The following is a 15,534-nucleotide window of genomic DNA, read 5'->3' as shown; positions in this document are numbered from 1 at the left end:
CGGGGCCAGCTGCGGCGCCTGGGCGGGTCTGTGCTCGAATTCACGAGAGGATCAGGGTTGGGCGCTTCACATCAACCATAGGAGAGCCGCCCTTCGTGCGTGGGATCAGCCGCCTCATTGTGACGAGTCTGTGCCTGTCGGCAACGACGCTGGCGGCTGAGCCGCCGGTCGAGGTCAACGGCTTGCGCATGGTCGACAGCCTGGGCCTGCATCCGGTCAAGCAGGAAGACACGCTGCCATCCTTCCTGATTGGCGACGACATATCCCGTGATGCAGACGGACGCGTCATCCTTCAAGGTCACGCCGAGGTTCGCCGGCTGGATTCCGTCGTCAAGGGCGACCGCATCGAATACGACCAGAGCACGGGCGACGCCGATGTGCGCGGCGATGGGCTGGTCATGAGAGCCGGCAACATCGTGCGGGGCCCGCACCTGCGCTACAACGTCAATCGCAGCCAGGGCCTGGTCGAAGACCCGAGCTTCTGGTTGGGTGGGGTCGGAGGCAACGGCAAAGCCAAGAAGGCCGACATTCTCAGTCGTCAGCATCTGCGCCTGGAAGACGTTCAGTACAGCGGCTGGTCCGGCCCCAACCCGGCCTGGTACATCGATGCTTCCCGCGCCGATCTATATCTGGACGAGAACGAGGGCGTCGCGCACAACGGGGTGTTGTACTTCAAGGGCGTGCCTATCCTGTATTCGCCTTACCTGACGTTTCCCATCAGTAACCAGCGCAAATCCGGGTTTCTGCTGCCTACGTATGGGACGTCGAGCAACGGCGGGTTCGAAATCACGACGCCGTATTACCTGAACCTGGCGCCGAACTACGATGCTACGCTGATGCCGCGCGTCCTGAGCAAGCGCGGCCTGCTCATGGGAACCGAGTTTCGCCATCTGGGTGACGATTCGCATACCGAGCTCTTTGGCACGTACATCATGCATGATCGGCAGACCGGAACCGATCGCTGGATGTTTTCGGGGCAGCACACCCAGTCCCTGGGGCACAACCTGAACCTGTACCTCGATGCCCGCAAGGTGTCTGACGACAATTACTTCCGGGATTTCTCGTCGTTCGGCCTGACGGATGCCGCCATTACCTACATGCCCAGCCAGGCTTTGCTGACCTGGAACGGCAACCAGTACCTGAGCGGTTCGCTGCAGTTCTATCACTATCAGACCTTGCAAGACAGCACGGGCACGTTCCTGGCCCCGCCCTACGACAAGCTGCCGGAGCTGAGCTTCGTCGCGCAGCGTTACGGCTGGAACGGGCTCGATGTCGTGTCCACCAATACCATCACCCGTTTCATGGCGCCTCGGTACTTTGGCGATGCCTTCCCGGCCTACGCAGGCTTGCGGCTGATGCCCAATGGCACGCGGGCAACGTCCTACACCACGATTGCGCGTCCGTTCGTTACGCCGAGTGCGTATTTCACGCCCAAGATTGGGCTGCACATGACCCACTACGAGACACAGTGGTTCACCGACCTAGGCAACGACGTCAATGGCATTCCGTATTCCGACCGACCCAGTGGTCAGTCGCGCGTGCTGCCGATTGCGTCGGTAGACAGCGGCCTGACGCTGGAGCGTGACACGACGCTCTTTGGGCATGCAGCAACTCAGACGCTGGAACCCCGCCTGTATTACCTGTATGTGCCTTACCGTGATCAGTCCACGCTGCCGGTGTATGACACAGGGGTGGCCACGTTCAATTACCTGCAGGCATTCGACGAAAATCTGTTCAGCGGGGGCTGGGATCGCATCGCCAACGCCAACCAGCTCACGGCAGGGCTGACGACACGCTGGCTGGACGCCGATACGGGGTTCGAGCGCCTGTCCTTGTCGTTGGCGCAGCGGTTTTATTTCACCAATGAGCAGGTGTCATTGCCCAGCCAGACGGTCAGGCAGGGTTCCAAATCCGACTATCTGGTGGGTGCCAATGCAGCCCTGACCGATAAGTTCTCGGTCAATTTCGATGGTCAGTTCGACTACCGTACCCAGCAGAAGCAGCGTTTGAGCACCGGCGTCCGCTGGACCCCCAAACGACTGGCGACGGTGTCGCTGTCCTATCGTTACGAGCGTGATCCCAATGTGTATACCGACCCGTACGCGATCCTGGCGTCGGGGGCGACGTCGCAGCCTACAGAGCAGGTCAGCCTGAGCGGACAATGGCCATTGTCGCGCCGCTGGTATGGCGTGGGCCGCTACGACTATTCTCTGGCCGACAAGCGCAACACGCAGACCATCGTGGGCCTTGAATACCGAGGCGACGGCGGCTGGGCCGCACGGGCGGTGATGCAACGCTACGCTGTGGCCGCTACGCAAACCAATACGGCCTTCTTCCTGCAATTAGAGTTGACGGGGTTGGGGTCTCTGGGTAACGATCCTATGTCTTTGCTTGCAGACCGTGTCATCGGCTATCAACCTGTGACTCCCCCTACGCCTGAAAAAACTGTTTTCGAGAGGTATGAATGATGTCCGGATTGCGTCATCCCGCTGGTGCGCTGGCGCTGGCTCTCATGATGGGGATCTGTGCCTGGGCTCCAGGCCAGGCGGTCGCCCGCACGTCGCACGCTCAGGCGTCTGCGCGCCATCAGGCAGTCAAACCGGCCGCCTCCCAGCAGTTCGTGGATGGCATTGCCGCCGTGGTGAACCAGCAGGTCATCACGTTGGGCCAGCTGGAAGAGAAAGTCGGGCAGGTTCGCGTGCAGTTGCAGCAGCAACGGGTGCCGGTCCCCGACGAGGCCACCTTGCGCCACCAGGTGTTGCAGCAGATGATCAATCAGGCCTTGCAGGACCAGGCAGCCCAGAAGGCAAATATCCATGTATCGGATGCCCAGCTCGATCGTGCGATTCAGGATGTCGCTCGGCGCAATCGGTTCACGGTCGATCAGCTGAAGGTTGCGGTCCAGCGCAGCGGGCTGAACTGGGATCAGTATCGCAACGAGTTGCGCACGCAGATTCTGGATGATTTCGTGCGGCAGCATTTCGTCGAAGACAAGATCAGCATCACCGACAGTGATGTAGATTCGTTTCTGAACATGTACAAGGGTGAGCCGCTGCCTGTCCCTGCGGCCCCGGCACCACAGCCGGAGCCCAAGCCCGAGCCTCCGCGTCCGCAGCAACCTGAACGGGTGCCATTCGGGCCTGAACTTTTTGAACTGTCCCAGATCCTCGTCGAAGTCCCGAACTTCTCCTCCACCGAGGTCGTTGCTGAAAAACGCAAAAAGGCAGAGGCCATTTTGCGCAAACTCAAGGCGGGTGGCAATTTTGCGGGTTTGGCTGCGTCTTCGTCGGATGGCCCTCAGGCATTGCAGGGTGGCGACATGGGAATCCGGCCGCTCAAGGATTGGCCCGACCTTTTTGCCAGGGCCGTCAAGAATATCCCGCCGGGCGGCATCACGGGAATTTTGCAAAGTGGGCGTGGCTTTCACATTTTGAAGGTCGTGCGTCGCGGGTATCAGACGCGGCCAGCCCCCAAAGCCAAAGCGCGTCCTCAGCCCAAGCCAGAGCCTCAACCTCAGCCTGCCGAGCAGCCGGCTGCGCCGCAGATTCCTGCCAATGGCCCCATGATGGTGACGCAGACGCATGCCCGCCACATCCTCATCAAGGTGACCAAGGTCGTGGACGATGCCAAGGCCAAGCAAATTCTCGAAAATCTGCGCCAGCGCATCGAGCATGGGGAGTCCTTTGCGGAGCTTGCCAAGCGCTATTCCCAAGATTCGACGGCGCCCCTGGGTGGCGACCTCGGGTGGTTGAATCCGGGTGATACGGTACCGGCATTCGAGCAGGCCATGAACAAGCTCAAGGACGGCCAGGTCAGCGAGCCCGTGAAGACGCCATTCGGCTGGCACCTGATTCAGGTCGAGGGGCGTCGCACCAAGAACATGGAGCAAGAGTACCGTCGCGTCCAGGCGCGTCGCATCCTGATGGATCGCCGCATCGGCCCGGCCTACGAGGACTGGCTGGATCAGCTGCGTGCGCAGGCCTATATCGACAACCGCCTCGACAAGAAGCCTGGGCAGTAAGCGTATGACGCATCAGGCGCGTAAACGCTTTGGGCAGCATTTCCTGAGCGATCTTTCAGTCGTGGATGCCATCATCCATGCTATCGATCCTCAGGCCTCCGATCGCATGGTCGAGATCGGGCCCGGGTTGTCAGCGCTGACCCAGCCGCTGTTGCAGCGGTTGGACCGTCTGGTGGCGGTCGAACTGGATCGGGATCTGGCTGCGCGCCTGCGCAACCAGTGGCCACTCGAGCGGCTCGAGATCGTCGAGGCAGATGCCTTGAAAGTGGATTTTGGTGCTCTGGGGGCAGGCCATCAGCCGCTGCGGGTGGTGGGCAATCTGCCCTACAACATTTCCACGCCCTTGCTGTTTCATCTGATGCACTGGTCGGATCAGATCCGCGATCAGCATTTCATGCTGCAGCGCGAAGTCATCGACCGCATGGTGGCACAGCCTGGCGACGGCAATTATGGGCGTCTGTCGGTCATGCTGCAGGTACGCTATCGCATGAGCCATCTGTTCGACGTGCCGCCACAGGCCTTCGATCCCCCTCCCAAGGTGATGTCTGCCGTGGTCCGGATGCGGCCGCTGCCGTCTGATCGACTCAGGTTGCCCCGTGATCCGTCTGTCTTCGAGGCCTTGGTTGCCAAGGTGTTCGAGCAGCGCCGCAAGATGATTCGAGGCAGTCTGGCGTCCTGGGTGCGATGGCTGGACTGGGATGCGCTGGGGGTCGCTCCTACGGCGCGTCCCCAGGAGCTTTCGGTGGGGCAGTTTTTGGATATGGCCGATGCGCTGGCGACCGCGGGGGTGACGAACCTCGCAGCCAGGTCCGTCTGAGCGCACCTGGCTGGCTGCGATCGACGGATCCGGGCGGTCAGTCTTGACGCGAATTGCGTTGGATGAGTTCCACCTTATAGCCATCTGGATCTTCGACGAATGCGATGACCGTAGTGCCATGCTTCATGGGTCCTGCTTCACGGACCACGAGGCCCCCGCGTGCCTTGATCGTGGCACAAGTGTCGTAGGCGTCTTCAACCTCGATGGCGATATGGCCGTACCCGTTGCCGATGTCGTAAGTGCTGGTGTCCCAATTGTGCGTCAGTTCCAGCACGGCACCCTCGGCTTCGTCCTGATAGCCCACGAAGGCCAGGGTGAAACGCCCTTCGGCGTAGTCCTTGCGGCGCAGCAGATGCATGCCCAGGATTTCGGTGTAGAACATGAGCGATCGATCCAGGTTGCCGACCCGCAGCATGGTGTGTAATAGGCGCATGGTGAAGCCTCTCTATGGATGCCAGCCTTCATCATACGCAAATGCCGCGTGCGGCGTGCGCCTGCCGGCACACACAGTCGGTGCTTCAGAACAGTGGCTGGGTCTGGGGGGTGTGTTGCGCCAGGATGTCGCGCGCGCGTCCCGAATTGGGGTAGAGGTGATCCACTTCGCGCCAGAAGGCGGCGCTGTGGTTCATGTGGCGCAAATGAGCCACTTCATGCGCCACCACATAGTCGATGAGCGGTATCGAAAAATGAATCAGGCGCCAGTTCAGGCGGATGTGGCGGCTGCTGGTGCACGACCCCCAGCGTCCCTGTGCCGACGAGAGGCTCCATCCGTTCATGACCTCGCCTGACAATTCGAGGTAATGCTTCAGCCTGTCTTCGAAGACCTTGCGCGCGCGCGTCTGCAGCCAGGCTTGGGCGCGTTCCCGGATGCGTTCTGCGTCCGCGTCGAGGGGCAGGGGCAGGTACAGATGATCGTCTTCGGTCGGGGCCAGCAGATTGCCTTCATAGCGCGCCGAGCGGCTTCCATCGAGCTGCAGATGTATGCGTTTCCCCAGATAGGGGATATGACCCCCGTCGCGCCATTGCGAGGCCTGTTGCGTGATCTGCTCCAGCCGTTGGTCACGCTTGCGCAGCTTCTCGTGGATCCAGCGCGCCTTTTGGACAATGACTTCGTCGATCTGTTGCTGGGTTGCCCAGGTAGGCGCCTGGATGAGCAGACCCGAATCGCGCACGACCAGGCCCACCGATTTGCGCCGGGAGCGACGCAATGCATAGCCCAGAGGCTGGCCGGCCAGAGTCACGGTGTGCCAGCTGCAGTCTTTGGGGAGGTTGGCGGGAGCCGCCGTCGGGTTGGTAAAGAGGTTGAGCTGCCCCGACTGCGTAGCCTGCTTGTGCGAGTCAATGGCCTTCTTCATAGCGTTCTGGGTTGAGTACACGCATCTCCGCCTCGATCCAGTTGCGTACGGCGCGGTTCAGTGTGGCGGGGCTGTACCCCTCTGGGTTGATGGCCTCGCCGAAGGACACCGTCACAAGCCCGGGCGTCTTGATGAAAGCATTGCGGGGCCAGCGCTCTCCCGCGTTGTGTGCGACGGGCACGACAGGCACTCCCGTGCGGCAGGCGAGCAGGGCGCCGCCCTGCTTGTAGCGCCCTGCTTCCCCTGGTGCCGTGCGGGTGCCTTCCGGGAACAGGACGGGCCAGCGACCCTCGGCCAGTCGCTGGCTGCCGATGCGCACGACCTGATCGAAGGATTCGCGCCCCTTGGTGCGGTCGATGGGGATCATGCTGAGCAGCGCCAGGCTCCAGCCAAAGAAGGGCACGTGGTGCAGTTCCTTTTTATAGACAAACACGACGTCGCGCGGCATCTTGACTGCAAAGTACAAGGTTTCCCAGGCAGATTGGTGCTTCGAGAGGATGATCACGGGCCCGTCCGGCAAGTGCTCCATGCCTTGCTCCCGGTAGCGGATGCCGAGAATCCAGGTAGCGGCCCAGAGCGCCATGCGTGGCCATCCCAGCGTGAGCCGATAGCGCCATGACAGCGGAAGAGGCGCCCACAAGACGCAGCACAGGGCATAAGGGATGACGGTCACGATCAGGAAGATCATGTAGGCCAGCGAGCGGACGAAGGTCATGGCGCGGCCTTGAGCAGCGCGTCGGCGACGTCGGCGAGATTATCGCGGACTTCCGTGCCGGCAGGCAGCTCGCCGCTGGTGCCTGAGGTCTCCCACGTCTTGCGGCCTTTTCCGGTCAGGACCAGCCAGGGTGTGCAGTGGCACGCAGCGGCGGCCTGCAGGTCACGCAGGCTGTCACCGACCACTGGCACGTCCTGCAGGTGAACGTCGAGGCGCCGGGCAATGTCGTGCAGCATGCCGGGGTTGGGCTTGCGGCACGAACAGTGTTCGTCCGGGCCATGCGGGCAGAAGAAGATGGCGTCGATGCGCCCCCCCGCCTGCGCAATGACGCTGCGCATGCGGGCGTGGATGTTTTCCAGGGCTTCCATGGTGAGGAGCCCTCGGGCGATGCCCGACTGGTTGCTGGCAATCACCACGGTCCAGCCAGCCTGGGTCAGGCGCCCGATGGCTTCGGGGCTGCCCGGGATCGGGTGCCACTCGTCGGGCGTCTTGATGAAGTCATCACTGTCTTCGTTGATGACCCCATCGCGGTCCAGGATGATGAGCTTCACCGGGCGAGCCTCGACAGATCCGCCACCTGGTTCATCAGACTGTGCAGTGATTGCAACAGTGCCAGGCGGTTGGCACGGATGCGTGCGTCTTCTGCCATGACCATGACGTCGGTGAAGAATTGGTCGACGGCCGTGCGGGCTTGCGCCAGGATGGTCAGATTGCTGGTGAAGTCGCCGGCCTGGAAGGCCGCTTCCGCCCGAGGTGCCAGCTGCGCCAGGGTGTCGGCGAGCGCCCGCTCGGCGGGTTCTGCCAGAAGCCCCGGGTCGAATGCCGGCAGAGTGGCTTCTACCTTTTTCAGCAGATTGCTTACACGCTTGTTGGCAGCAGCCAGCGCTTCAGCTTCGGGAAGCGCGGCGAAAGCGATGCAGGCCTGGACTCTGGCACCGACCTGATGCAGAGGTGGGTGCAGCGCCAGGACGGCGTCGATGGCGGTGCGGTCATCACCAGTGGCGGCGAGCTGGTTGCGATATCGCTCGTAGACGAATTCCAGCACGGCCGCCACTGTGCCATCCGCCAGAACACCTGCCGTGAAGCCCTCGGCCGCACGGGCCAACAGGGCGGCCAGCCGGGCAGGGGTGTCGTGGCTGGCCTGGAGGATTCCGCCTGCTGTGAGCTGTTCATAGGCACTGATGAGCCCCAGCGCCGCACGTCTGAGTCCATAGGGGTCGCGCTCGCCCGTGGGGGCGGAGCCTATGCCCCATATGCCCACCAGGGTTTCAGCGCGTTCGGCCATGAACAGGACCGCAGCAGTCAGTGTGTCGGTGGTGACGGCTGCATCCAGCCGGATACGGTACTGGTCGCGCAAAGCCTGCACGACGGGCGCAGGTTCGCCGTCGTGCGCAGCGTAGTACGCGCCCATGATGCCTTGCAGTTCAGGGAACTCGCCTACCATCTGGGTTCCCAGATCGGCATGCGCCAGCCAGGCGGCTCGTCCGGCGTGATCGGCATTGCCTCCGAGCAACGGAGCCAGCCAGCGTGCCAGCGCCTGCACCCGCTGTGTGCGCGCCAGCTGCGAGCCCAGCTTGTTGTGGTAGACGCTGTGCTCCAGCGCCGCCACGCGACTTTCCAGGGACGTCTTCAGGTCGGTGCGGTAGAAGAATTGAGCATCCGCCAGACGCGGGCGCACGACGCGCTGGTTGCCATGGATGATGTTGCTGGGGTCTTGCGGCCGCATGTTGCTCACGATCAGGAAGCGGTGCGTGAGCCGAGCCGTCGTGGGGTCGAAGAGCGGGAAGTATTTCTGGTTCAGCCGCATCGTCAGGATGAGGCACTCGGGGGGCACTTCCAGGAACGCCTGCTCGAAGGCGCCTACGTAGACCGTGGGGTATTCCACCAGTGCGGTGACTTCATCGAGCAAGGCGTCGACTTCCATCCCGGAACCAATGGTGGCGCCCACGCCGGCCGAGGCGTCGGCCAGCTGCTGCGCGATGCGAGCCCGGCGCTCATCAAACGAGGCCACGACATGGCCCGCCTGCAGGCGTTCTTGCCACTGATCGGCCTGGGCCACCGTCAGGGCGCCGGTGCTCATGAAGCGGTGGCCCAGCGTGGTGCGTCCTGCCCGCAGCCCGAGCGCGTGCACGGGCACTACGTCTGGGCCCCAGAGGGCCAGCAGATGATGCGCGGGGCGCACGAATTTCACGCTGGTGTGCCCGTCGGCCAGCTGGTATTGCATGACCTTGGGGATGGGCAGGTGCGTGACGGCGTGATCCAGCGCCTGTTGCAGGCCGTCGGCCAGCGTGGCACCTGCTGCGGTGCCTTCTGCGTAGAGAACTTCCTGCTTGCCGTCGTTGCGCCGAGTGAGTGCGCTGACCGGCAGCTGCTCCAGCCCGCGTGCCTTGAGCTTCTTCAGCAGGGCCGGCGTGGCGGCGCCTTGCGCGTCCAGACCTACGTGGACGGGCATCAGCTTTTCGGCGTAGGCTTGGTCGGGGGCCTGACCCAGGATGCCGTCGATGGCGACTGCGAGGCGGCGCGGGGTGGCGTAGGCTTGCCACTGCGCATTGTCGGCAAGCAGATGTTGGGAGCGCAGCGTGGCGCACACCCCTTGTGCGAAGGCGTCACCCAAGGCCTTGAGTGCTTTGGGCGGGAGCTCTTCGGTGACGAGCTCGACGATCAAGGGACGGATTTCAGTAGTCATGCGGCCTCCCGGTTCAGCATGGGGAAGCCCAGCCGCTCACGCGACTCGAAGTAGGCCTGTGCGACGGCGCGCGACAGTGTGCGGATGCGGCCGATGTAGGTTGCGCGTTCAGTCACGCTGATGGCGCTGCGGGCGTCCAGCAAGTTGAACGTGTGGGCGGCCTTGAGGGTGGCCTCGTAGGCAGGCAACGCGAGCGGGACTTCGATCAGACGTTTGGCTTCGGCCTCATAGTCGTTGAAGTGGGCAAACAACATGGTCGTGTTGGCGTGCTCGAAGTTGTAGGTGGACTGTTCCACTTCATTCTGGTGGAAGACATCCCGGTAGTACACGCGGTGTCCGTCGGGGGCCTGCGTCCAGACCAGGTCGTAGACCGATTCCACGCCCTGCAGGTACATGGCGAGGCGCTCCAGGCCATAGGTGATCTCACCCATGGTCGGGTTGCAATCCAGCCCCCCCACCTGCTGAAAATACGTGAATTGCGTGACTTCCATGCCGTTGAGCCAAACCTCCCAGCCCAGGCCCCACGCGCCCAGCGTGGGGTTTTCCCAGTCGTCCTCGACGAAGCGGATGTCGTGCTGCTGGGGGTCTATGCCCAGCGCGCGCAATGAGCCCAGATACAGATCCAGAATGTTCAGTGGTGCCGGCTTGAGCACCACCTGGAACTGGTAATAATGCTGCAGGCGGTTTGGGTTTTCGCCATAGCGACCGTCTTTGGGGCGGCGTGAGGGCTGCACATACGCGGCGCGCCAGGGCTCCGGGCCTATGGCCCGAAGGAACGTGGCGGTGTGCGACGTACCGGCACCGACCTCCATGTCGTAGGGCTGCAGCAGGGTGCAGCCCTGCTGGTCCCAGTATTGCTGGAGCGACAAAATCAGTTGTTGAAATGTGAGCATGACGAGGCGGGGATGGCCCGCGAGGATAGCGTTCGATGGGACCGCAGTTCTTGCGCACCCAAAGCGCCCATTTTATCCACTTCACGCATCTTGATGGAAAAGCATTCCATGGAGACAAAATGGTATCGTTTCTTTGTTATGTGCGGAGATCACTATGAGCGATTGCGTCGAGGTGCAGCGTCTGGATGCAGTATGGGTCATGCGGCTCAATCGGCCGCAGGCTCGCAATGCCGTCAATCTTGAAACGGCCCAGGCGCTGGCGGCGGCGCTGGATGCGCTGGATGCCGATCCCGAGCTCCGGATCGGGGTGCTCACCGGCGCGGGCGGAAACTTCTGCTCAGGCATGGACCTCAAAGCTTTCGCGGCGACGGGCGAGCGCCCCTATGTTGGCAATCGCGGTTTCGGCGGTCTGTGCGAAAAGCCGCCTGCCAAACCCCTCATTGCGGCCGTCGAGGGCTATGCGCTGGCCGGGGGGTGCGAGCTCGCGCTGGCCTGCGACCTCATCGTGGCCTCGCGCGAGGCGCGCTTTGGGGTACCAGAAGTCAAACGAGGGCTGGTGCCGGGGTCGGGCGGCATGTTGCGTCTGCCGTCGCACATTCCTTACCATGTGGCCATGGAAGCGGTGCTCACGGGCGATTTTTTCGACGCAGAGCGCTTGCACCAGCTCGGGCTGGTGAATCGTCTGGCCGAACCGGGTCAGGCGTTGGATGCCGCCTTGGCGATGGCGCGCACGATTGCCGACAACGGCCCGCTTGCCGTGCGCACGGCCAAGTCCATCGTTTCGCAGTCGCGCAATTGGCGGCCCGAAGACCGCTTCGACCTGCAACGGCCCCGCATTGCGCACATCTTCGTGTCTGAAGACGCACATGAAGGCGCTACGGCTTTTGCCGAGAAACGTAAACCCGTCTGGAAGGGAAAATAATGCCTGAAGCTGCCATGCGTTCTGCGCTCTTCGTGCCTGCCACGCGTCCCGAGCGCTTTTCCAAGGCGATTGCCAGCGGGGCCGATGCGGTGATCGTCGATCTCGAAGATTCAGTGGCGCCCGAGCAAAAGGCGGCGGCACGGCGTGCGCTTGAGCAACACGCGCACGAGCACCCTGAAGAATCGGTGTGGGTGCGCATCAATGATGGCACTACTCCCTGGTTCGAGGATGATCTCGCGTTGTGTCGGACGCTGCCCTCCGTGGTCGGGATCGTCCTTCCCAAGGCACAACAGGCTGAGCATGTCTACATCGTTTCGGGCGCCGGCAAGCCACTCATGCCGGTTATCGAGTCTGCAGAAGGCATTCACGAGCTGGCTCGCATTTCTGCCGCCAACGGGGTGGTGCGCCTGTCCTTTGGCATCCTCGATCTCATGGTCGAATTAGGAACACGGCCGGGCACGCAGGCAGCTCGCCTGGTGCTGGATCAGCTGCGTTTCCAGATTCTGGTGGCCAGCCGCATGCATCATCTGGCTGCACCGCTCGACAGCGTTTATCCTGATTTTTCAGACCCCGAGGGCCTGACGGCCATGGCTACCGTTGCAAGGGATATGGGCTTTGGCGGCATGCTGTGCATTCACCCCAGTCAGGTTCCCGTCGTGCATCAGGTCTACCAGCCCTCTGCGCAGGACATAGACTGGGCTCGGCGCGTATTGGCTCATGTCGAAAAGACGGGAGAATACGCGTTTCGTCTCGATGGCCGCATGGTCGATCGGCCCTTGATCGCGCGCGCGGAGCGTATCGCGGAGCAATCTCGGTGAAAGCCTATCTGGATCTGGTTCGGTCGATCTTCGAACAGGGCTCGTGGCAGGACAACCGTACTGGGGTACGCACCTTGAGCCTGCCGGGGGCTTGTCTGCGCTTCGACTTGCAAGAAGGTTTTCCCGCCGTCACGACGAAGCGGCTGGCGTTCAAGTCTGTCGTCGGTGAACTGGTGGGTTTTTTGCGAGCGACCGACAGCGCGGCCGGGTTTCGCGCGCTAGGGTGCCGGGTCTGGGATCAGAATGCCAATGAAAACGCAGCCTGGCTGCAGAGCCCTTGGCGCGATGGTCCCGACGACCTGGGTCCCGTCTATGGCGTGCAATGGCGGCAGTGGCCGGCCTACAAATTGCTGCCCGTCAGCGCTACCGAGCGGGTGCGTGATGCGCAGCAGCGCGGCTATCGGCAGGTGGGCGTCGTCGAAGAACACGGCGTACCCCATGTCCTGCTCTACAAGGCCGTCGACCAGCTACGCGCCTGCCTGGATGCGCTCATCCATAATCCTGGCAGTCGGCGCATTTTGTTCCATGGCTGGAACTGCGCGCAGATTGAAGAAATGGCCTTGCCGCCGTGCCACCTGCTCTACCAGTTTCTGGCCAACCAGCAGACTCGCGAGCTTTCGCTGTGTCTGTACATTCGCAGCAATGACGTCGGGCTGGGTACGCCCTTCAATCTGGCCGAAGGGGCGGTCCTGACTCACCTGGTAGCGCGGCTCACGGGGTTCAAGCCCCGGTGGTTCACGTATTTCATTGGTGATGCACACATCTACGAAACGCACGTCGACATGCTGCGCGAGCAGCTGCAGCGCGAGCCGTATCCCGCGCCTACGCTGGTCCTTTCGGATCGCATCCCCGCGTATGCGCAGACAGGGCGCTATGAGCCCGAATGGCTGGAGCAGGTAGAACCGGCCGATTTCACGCTGCAGGGCTACCGGCACCACGCCCCGCTGACGGCGCCCATGGCCGTCTGAAATCCGGTGTCGCGGCGCCAGGCTGCCGGGTGCCTGCGTCGTGTCTCGCTCAGCCTTCGACGATTTCGATTGAAAAGGTGATCTTCGCGGTCTTTTCGAGCATGCCTACCGCCGAGCAGTACTTGGTGTGCGACAGCTCTACCGCGCGTTCGACGGCGTCTTTGGGCAGGTTGTGGCCCGTGACCTTGAAGTCATAGTGGATGCGGGTGAACACCTTGGGGTCGGTTTCGGCGCGTTCGGCCGTCAGCTTGGCCTGGCAGTCCGTGATGGCGTGCCGCCCCCGCTTGAGAATGAGCACCACGTCGTAAGATGCGCAGCCGCCGGCCCCTACCAGCACCAGTTCCATGGGGCGTGCAGCCAGATTGTTGCCTCCGCCTGCCGGATTGCCGTCCATGGCCAGTACGTGGCCGCTGCCGGTGCGTGCGATGAACAGCATGCCTTCGGGGCCTTGCCAGTCGATGGTGCATTCCATGGTGTGGATTTGTCCTTGCGTGTGTCGGTTGGAGCGTGCTCAGGGTACCCTTTTACCGTATGGGGGTAATTGGGGATTGAATTCGCAACATGATTTATCATAAACCAGTTCTCAGCATACAATGCTGGGCTCACTAAGGCCGCGTTCTGCGGCCTTGCGTTAATTTCGCGTTAATTATTTCCCTACGGAAGCGCTGTGGATACTGTCACCGTACTACTCCTGACTTTCATTCTGTCCGTGTCCGGCCTGTTTGTCTTCATCTGGTCGTTGCGGCGGAACATGTTCGACGAAAACCCCGAAGCCGCCAAGGTCATTTTCTCGACGGGCGAAATCGGCCACGTGGAAGATCCGTCTGCGACACCAGAACAGCGGGCAGGCCTGCAACAGGTTGTGATCGACAGCGGCAAGGCCGTGATCGACCCCACGCTCTCGCAGCAGCTCAAAGAAGAGCTCGCCGAGCGCCTCGAGGCCGACCGCTCCACGTCGTACGTCAGTTTCGTTTTTCTGTCCTGTGCCATTGTCTGGCTGGTCGTGGCCTCGTCGTTCGGCCTCATCAGCTCGATCAAACTGCACAGCCCTGAGTTCCTGACGCAATACGCCTGGCTCACCTTTGGTCGCACCCGCACTCTGCACCTGAACATGGTGGCGTATGGCTGGTGCCCGATGGCGGCGTTCGGTATCGCCATCTGGACGCTTCCGCGTCTGCTCAAGACGCCGCTGATCGGCGGCCGTTTTGCGCTGCTGGGCTGCATGCTCTGGAATGCGGGCCTGATTGCCGGCCTGGGTGCCATTGCGGCCGGCATCAACGACGGCCTCGAATGGCTCGAGATCCCCTGGCAGGTCAGCATCCTGATCGTGATGGGCGGTGCGCTTATTGCGCTGCCGCTGGTGTTCACCCTGCGCAACCGCAAGGTCCAGCACATCTACGTGTCGATCTGGTACATGGGGGCGGCGCTGTTCTGGTTCCCGGTGCTGTATCTGGTTGGCAAAGTGCCAGGTGTGCACTTTGGTGTCGAGCAAGCCACCATGAACTGGTGGTTCGGACACAACGTGCTGGGCCTGTACTACACCCCCATTGCGTTGGGCTCCATCTATTACTTCCTGCCCAAAATCATCGGCCGCCCGATCCAGTCGTACAACATGTCTTTGATCGGGTTCTGGGCGCTGGCCTTCTTCTACGGCCAGGTGGGGGGTCACCACCTGGTGGGGGGGCCTGTGCCGCACTGGCTGGTCACGCTGTCCATCGTGCAGTCCATGATGATGATCATCCCCGTGCTGGCCTTCTCGGTGAATCAGCACCTGACGATGAAGGGTCACTTCAAGACCATGTACTACTCGCCCACGCTGCGTTTCATCGTGCTGGGCGCCATGATGTACACCCTCAGTTCGTTCGAAGGCTCCTTCGAGGCCCTGCGCAGTGTCAGCACGGTAGCGCACTTCACGCACTTCACGGTGGCGCACGCGCACCTGGGCTTGTATGCCTTCTTCACGATCACGATGTTCGGCGCCATTTATTTCGTGATGCCGCGCATCATGTCCTGGGAATGGCCGCACCCCAAGCTCATCATCGTGCACTTCTGGCTGGTGGCCATCGGCTTCGCGATCTATTTCGTGAGCCTGTCCATCGGCGGCTGGCTGCAGGGGCTGGACATGATCAACCCTGCGAAGCCCTTCATGGATTCCGTGCTCGTCACGATCCCCTACCTCGAGGGCCGCACCGTTGGTGGTGCCCTGATGACCCTGGGACACCTGGTATTCGCGGTGCACTTCGTCCTTATGGCCTTGCGCTATGGTACGAGCCGCGTGGGTCCCGCTTTGCTCCATAAACATCGTCAGCCTGAGCAGCAGGCGATTGCAGGTGCCTGAT

The 15,534-nt window shown here is 62.2% G+C and carries 14 protein-coding genes; 7 read left to right on the top strand and 7 right to left on the bottom strand.

Annotation, left to right across the window (positions count from 1 at the left end):
• The first annotated feature begins 95 nt into the window (after window positions 1–95).
• Genes VF285_RS09085 through rsmA form a run of 3 tightly spaced genes read left to right on the top strand, consistent with a single transcriptional unit; the run spans window position 96 to window position 4,838 of the window.
• Complete coding sequence (locus VF285_RS09085) at window positions 96–2,468, top strand: LPS-assembly protein LptD (RefSeq protein WP_346952294.1); 2,373 nt, start codon at window positions 96–98, stop codon at window positions 2,466–2,468.
• Window positions 2,465–4,021, top strand: coding sequence for a peptidylprolyl isomerase (locus tag VF285_RS09080; protein WP_346952293.1), 1,557 nt, complete (start codon window positions 2,465–2,467; stop codon window positions 4,019–4,021). Before VF285_RS09085 ends, VF285_RS09080 begins: the two co-directional genes overlap by 4 nt.
• A 4-nt stretch (window positions 4,022–4,025) precedes the next feature.
• Window positions 4,026–4,838, top strand: coding sequence for a 16S rRNA (adenine(1518)-N(6)/adenine(1519)-N(6))-dimethyltransferase RsmA (gene rsmA, locus VF285_RS09075; RefSeq protein ID WP_346952292.1), 813 nt, complete (start codon window positions 4,026–4,028; stop codon window positions 4,836–4,838).
• Window positions 4,839–4,875: 37 nt separating this feature from the next.
• Here rsmA and gloA read toward each other — a convergent pair whose 3' ends face one another.
• The 6 genes from gloA to glyQ form a co-directional block, all read right to left on the bottom strand.
• Complete coding sequence (gene gloA / locus VF285_RS09070) at window positions 4,876–5,271, bottom strand: lactoylglutathione lyase (protein ID WP_346952291.1); 396 nt, start codon at window positions 5,269–5,271, stop codon at window positions 4,876–4,878.
• Between the two features lie 85 nt (window positions 5,272–5,356).
• Window positions 5,357–6,193 (bottom strand): SprT family zinc-dependent metalloprotease, encoded by an 837-nt coding sequence (locus tag VF285_RS09065; RefSeq protein WP_346952290.1) that lies wholly within the window; start codon window positions 6,191–6,193, stop codon window positions 5,357–5,359.
• Window positions 6,177–6,908, bottom strand: a complete 732-nt coding sequence (locus tag VF285_RS09060) for a lysophospholipid acyltransferase family protein (RefSeq protein ID WP_346952289.1) — start codon at window positions 6,906–6,908, stop codon at window positions 6,177–6,179. Before VF285_RS09060 ends, VF285_RS09065 begins: the two co-directional genes overlap by 17 nt.
• On the bottom strand, window positions 6,905–7,459 hold the full coding sequence (gene gmhB / locus VF285_RS09055) for a D-glycero-beta-D-manno-heptose 1,7-bisphosphate 7-phosphatase (RefSeq protein WP_346952288.1): 555 nt from the start codon (window positions 7,457–7,459) through the stop codon (window positions 6,905–6,907). Before gmhB ends, VF285_RS09060 begins: the two co-directional genes overlap by 4 nt.
• Window positions 7,456–9,594 carry a glycine--tRNA ligase subunit beta gene (gene glyS / locus VF285_RS09050; protein ID WP_346952287.1) on the bottom strand — a complete coding sequence of 713 codons (2,139 nt, stop codon included), beginning with the start codon at window positions 9,592–9,594 and terminating at the stop codon, window positions 7,456–7,458. The genes gmhB and glyS overlap by 4 nt, the downstream gene beginning before the upstream one ends.
• On the bottom strand, window positions 9,591–10,487 hold the full coding sequence (gene glyQ / locus VF285_RS09045; protein WP_346952286.1) for a glycine--tRNA ligase subunit alpha: 897 nt from the start codon (window positions 10,485–10,487) through the stop codon (window positions 9,591–9,593). The genes glyS and glyQ overlap by 4 nt, the downstream gene beginning before the upstream one ends.
• A gap of 154 nt (window positions 10,488–10,641) precedes the next feature.
• On the opposite strand from glyQ, the gene VF285_RS09040 reads away from it, so the two are divergent.
• From VF285_RS09040 to VF285_RS09030, 3 genes are read left to right on the top strand one after another with little or no spacing between them, the layout of a single operon-like run.
• A complete protein-coding gene (locus VF285_RS09040; RefSeq protein ID WP_346952285.1) occupies window positions 10,642–11,409 on the top strand; it encodes a crotonase/enoyl-CoA hydratase family protein in 768 nt (255 codons plus the stop codon).
• A 14-nt stretch (window positions 11,410–11,423) separates the two neighbouring features.
• Window positions 11,424–12,227, top strand: a complete 804-nt coding sequence (locus VF285_RS09035; protein WP_346952284.1) for a CoA ester lyase — start codon at window positions 11,424–11,426, stop codon at window positions 12,225–12,227.
• On the top strand, window positions 12,224–13,195 hold the full coding sequence (locus tag VF285_RS09030) for a thymidylate synthase (protein ID WP_346952283.1): 972 nt from the start codon (window positions 12,224–12,226) through the stop codon (window positions 13,193–13,195). Before VF285_RS09035 ends, VF285_RS09030 begins: the two co-directional genes overlap by 4 nt.
• 49 nt (window positions 13,196–13,244) lie before the next feature.
• Here the strand turns inward: VF285_RS09030 and VF285_RS09025 are convergent, their stop codons facing one another.
• On the bottom strand, window positions 13,245–13,667 hold the full coding sequence (locus VF285_RS09025; protein WP_346952282.1) for an OsmC family protein: 423 nt from the start codon (window positions 13,665–13,667) through the stop codon (window positions 13,245–13,247).
• A 195-nt stretch (window positions 13,668–13,862) separates the two neighbouring features.
• On the opposite strand from VF285_RS09025, the gene VF285_RS09020 reads away from it, so the two are divergent.
• Window positions 13,863–15,533, top strand: coding sequence for a cbb3-type cytochrome c oxidase subunit I (locus VF285_RS09020; protein WP_346952281.1), 1,671 nt, complete (start codon window positions 13,863–13,865; stop codon window positions 15,531–15,533).
• Window position 15,534 lies beyond the last annotated feature (1 nt).

It is taken from the genome of Castellaniella sp., assembly GCF_036379515.1.
Classification (GTDB): domain Bacteria; phylum Pseudomonadota; class Gammaproteobacteria; order Burkholderiales; family Burkholderiaceae_B; genus Castellaniella.
The sequence above is the reverse complement of the archived record's forward strand: the minus strand, read 5'-3'. Positions and strand labels throughout refer to the sequence as shown.

Coding starts and splice junctions, on each gene's coding strand:
- VF285_RS09080 (WP_346952293.1), top strand. CDS start 2,465: ATGATGTCCGGATTGCGTCATCCCGCTGGTGCGCTGGCGCTGGCTCTC.
- rsmA (WP_346952292.1), top strand. CDS start 4,026: ATGACGCATCAGGCGCGTAAACGCTTTGGGCAGCATTTCCTGAGCGAT.
- gloA (WP_346952291.1), bottom strand. CDS start 5,271: ATGCGCCTATTACACACCATGCTGCGGGTCGGCAACCTGGATCGATCG.
- VF285_RS09065 (WP_346952290.1), bottom strand. CDS start 6,193: ATGAAGAAGGCCATTGACTCGCACAAGCAGGCTACGCAGTCGGGGCAG.
- VF285_RS09060 (WP_346952289.1), bottom strand. CDS start 6,908: ATGACCTTCGTCCGCTCGCTGGCCTACATGATCTTCCTGATCGTGACC.
- glyS (WP_346952287.1), bottom strand. CDS start 9,594: ATGACTACTGAAATCCGTCCCTTGATCGTCGAGCTCGTCACCGAAGAG.
- glyQ (WP_346952286.1), bottom strand. CDS start 10,487: ATGCTCACATTTCAACAACTGATTTTGTCGCTCCAGCAATACTGGGAC.
- VF285_RS09040 (WP_346952285.1), top strand. CDS start 10,642: ATGAGCGATTGCGTCGAGGTGCAGCGTCTGGATGCAGTATGGGTCATG.
- VF285_RS09035 (WP_346952284.1), top strand. CDS start 11,424: ATGCGTTCTGCGCTCTTCGTGCCTGCCACGCGTCCCGAGCGCTTTTCC.
- VF285_RS09025 (WP_346952282.1), bottom strand. CDS start 13,667: ATGGAATGCACCATCGACTGGCAAGGCCCCGAAGGCATGCTGTTCATC.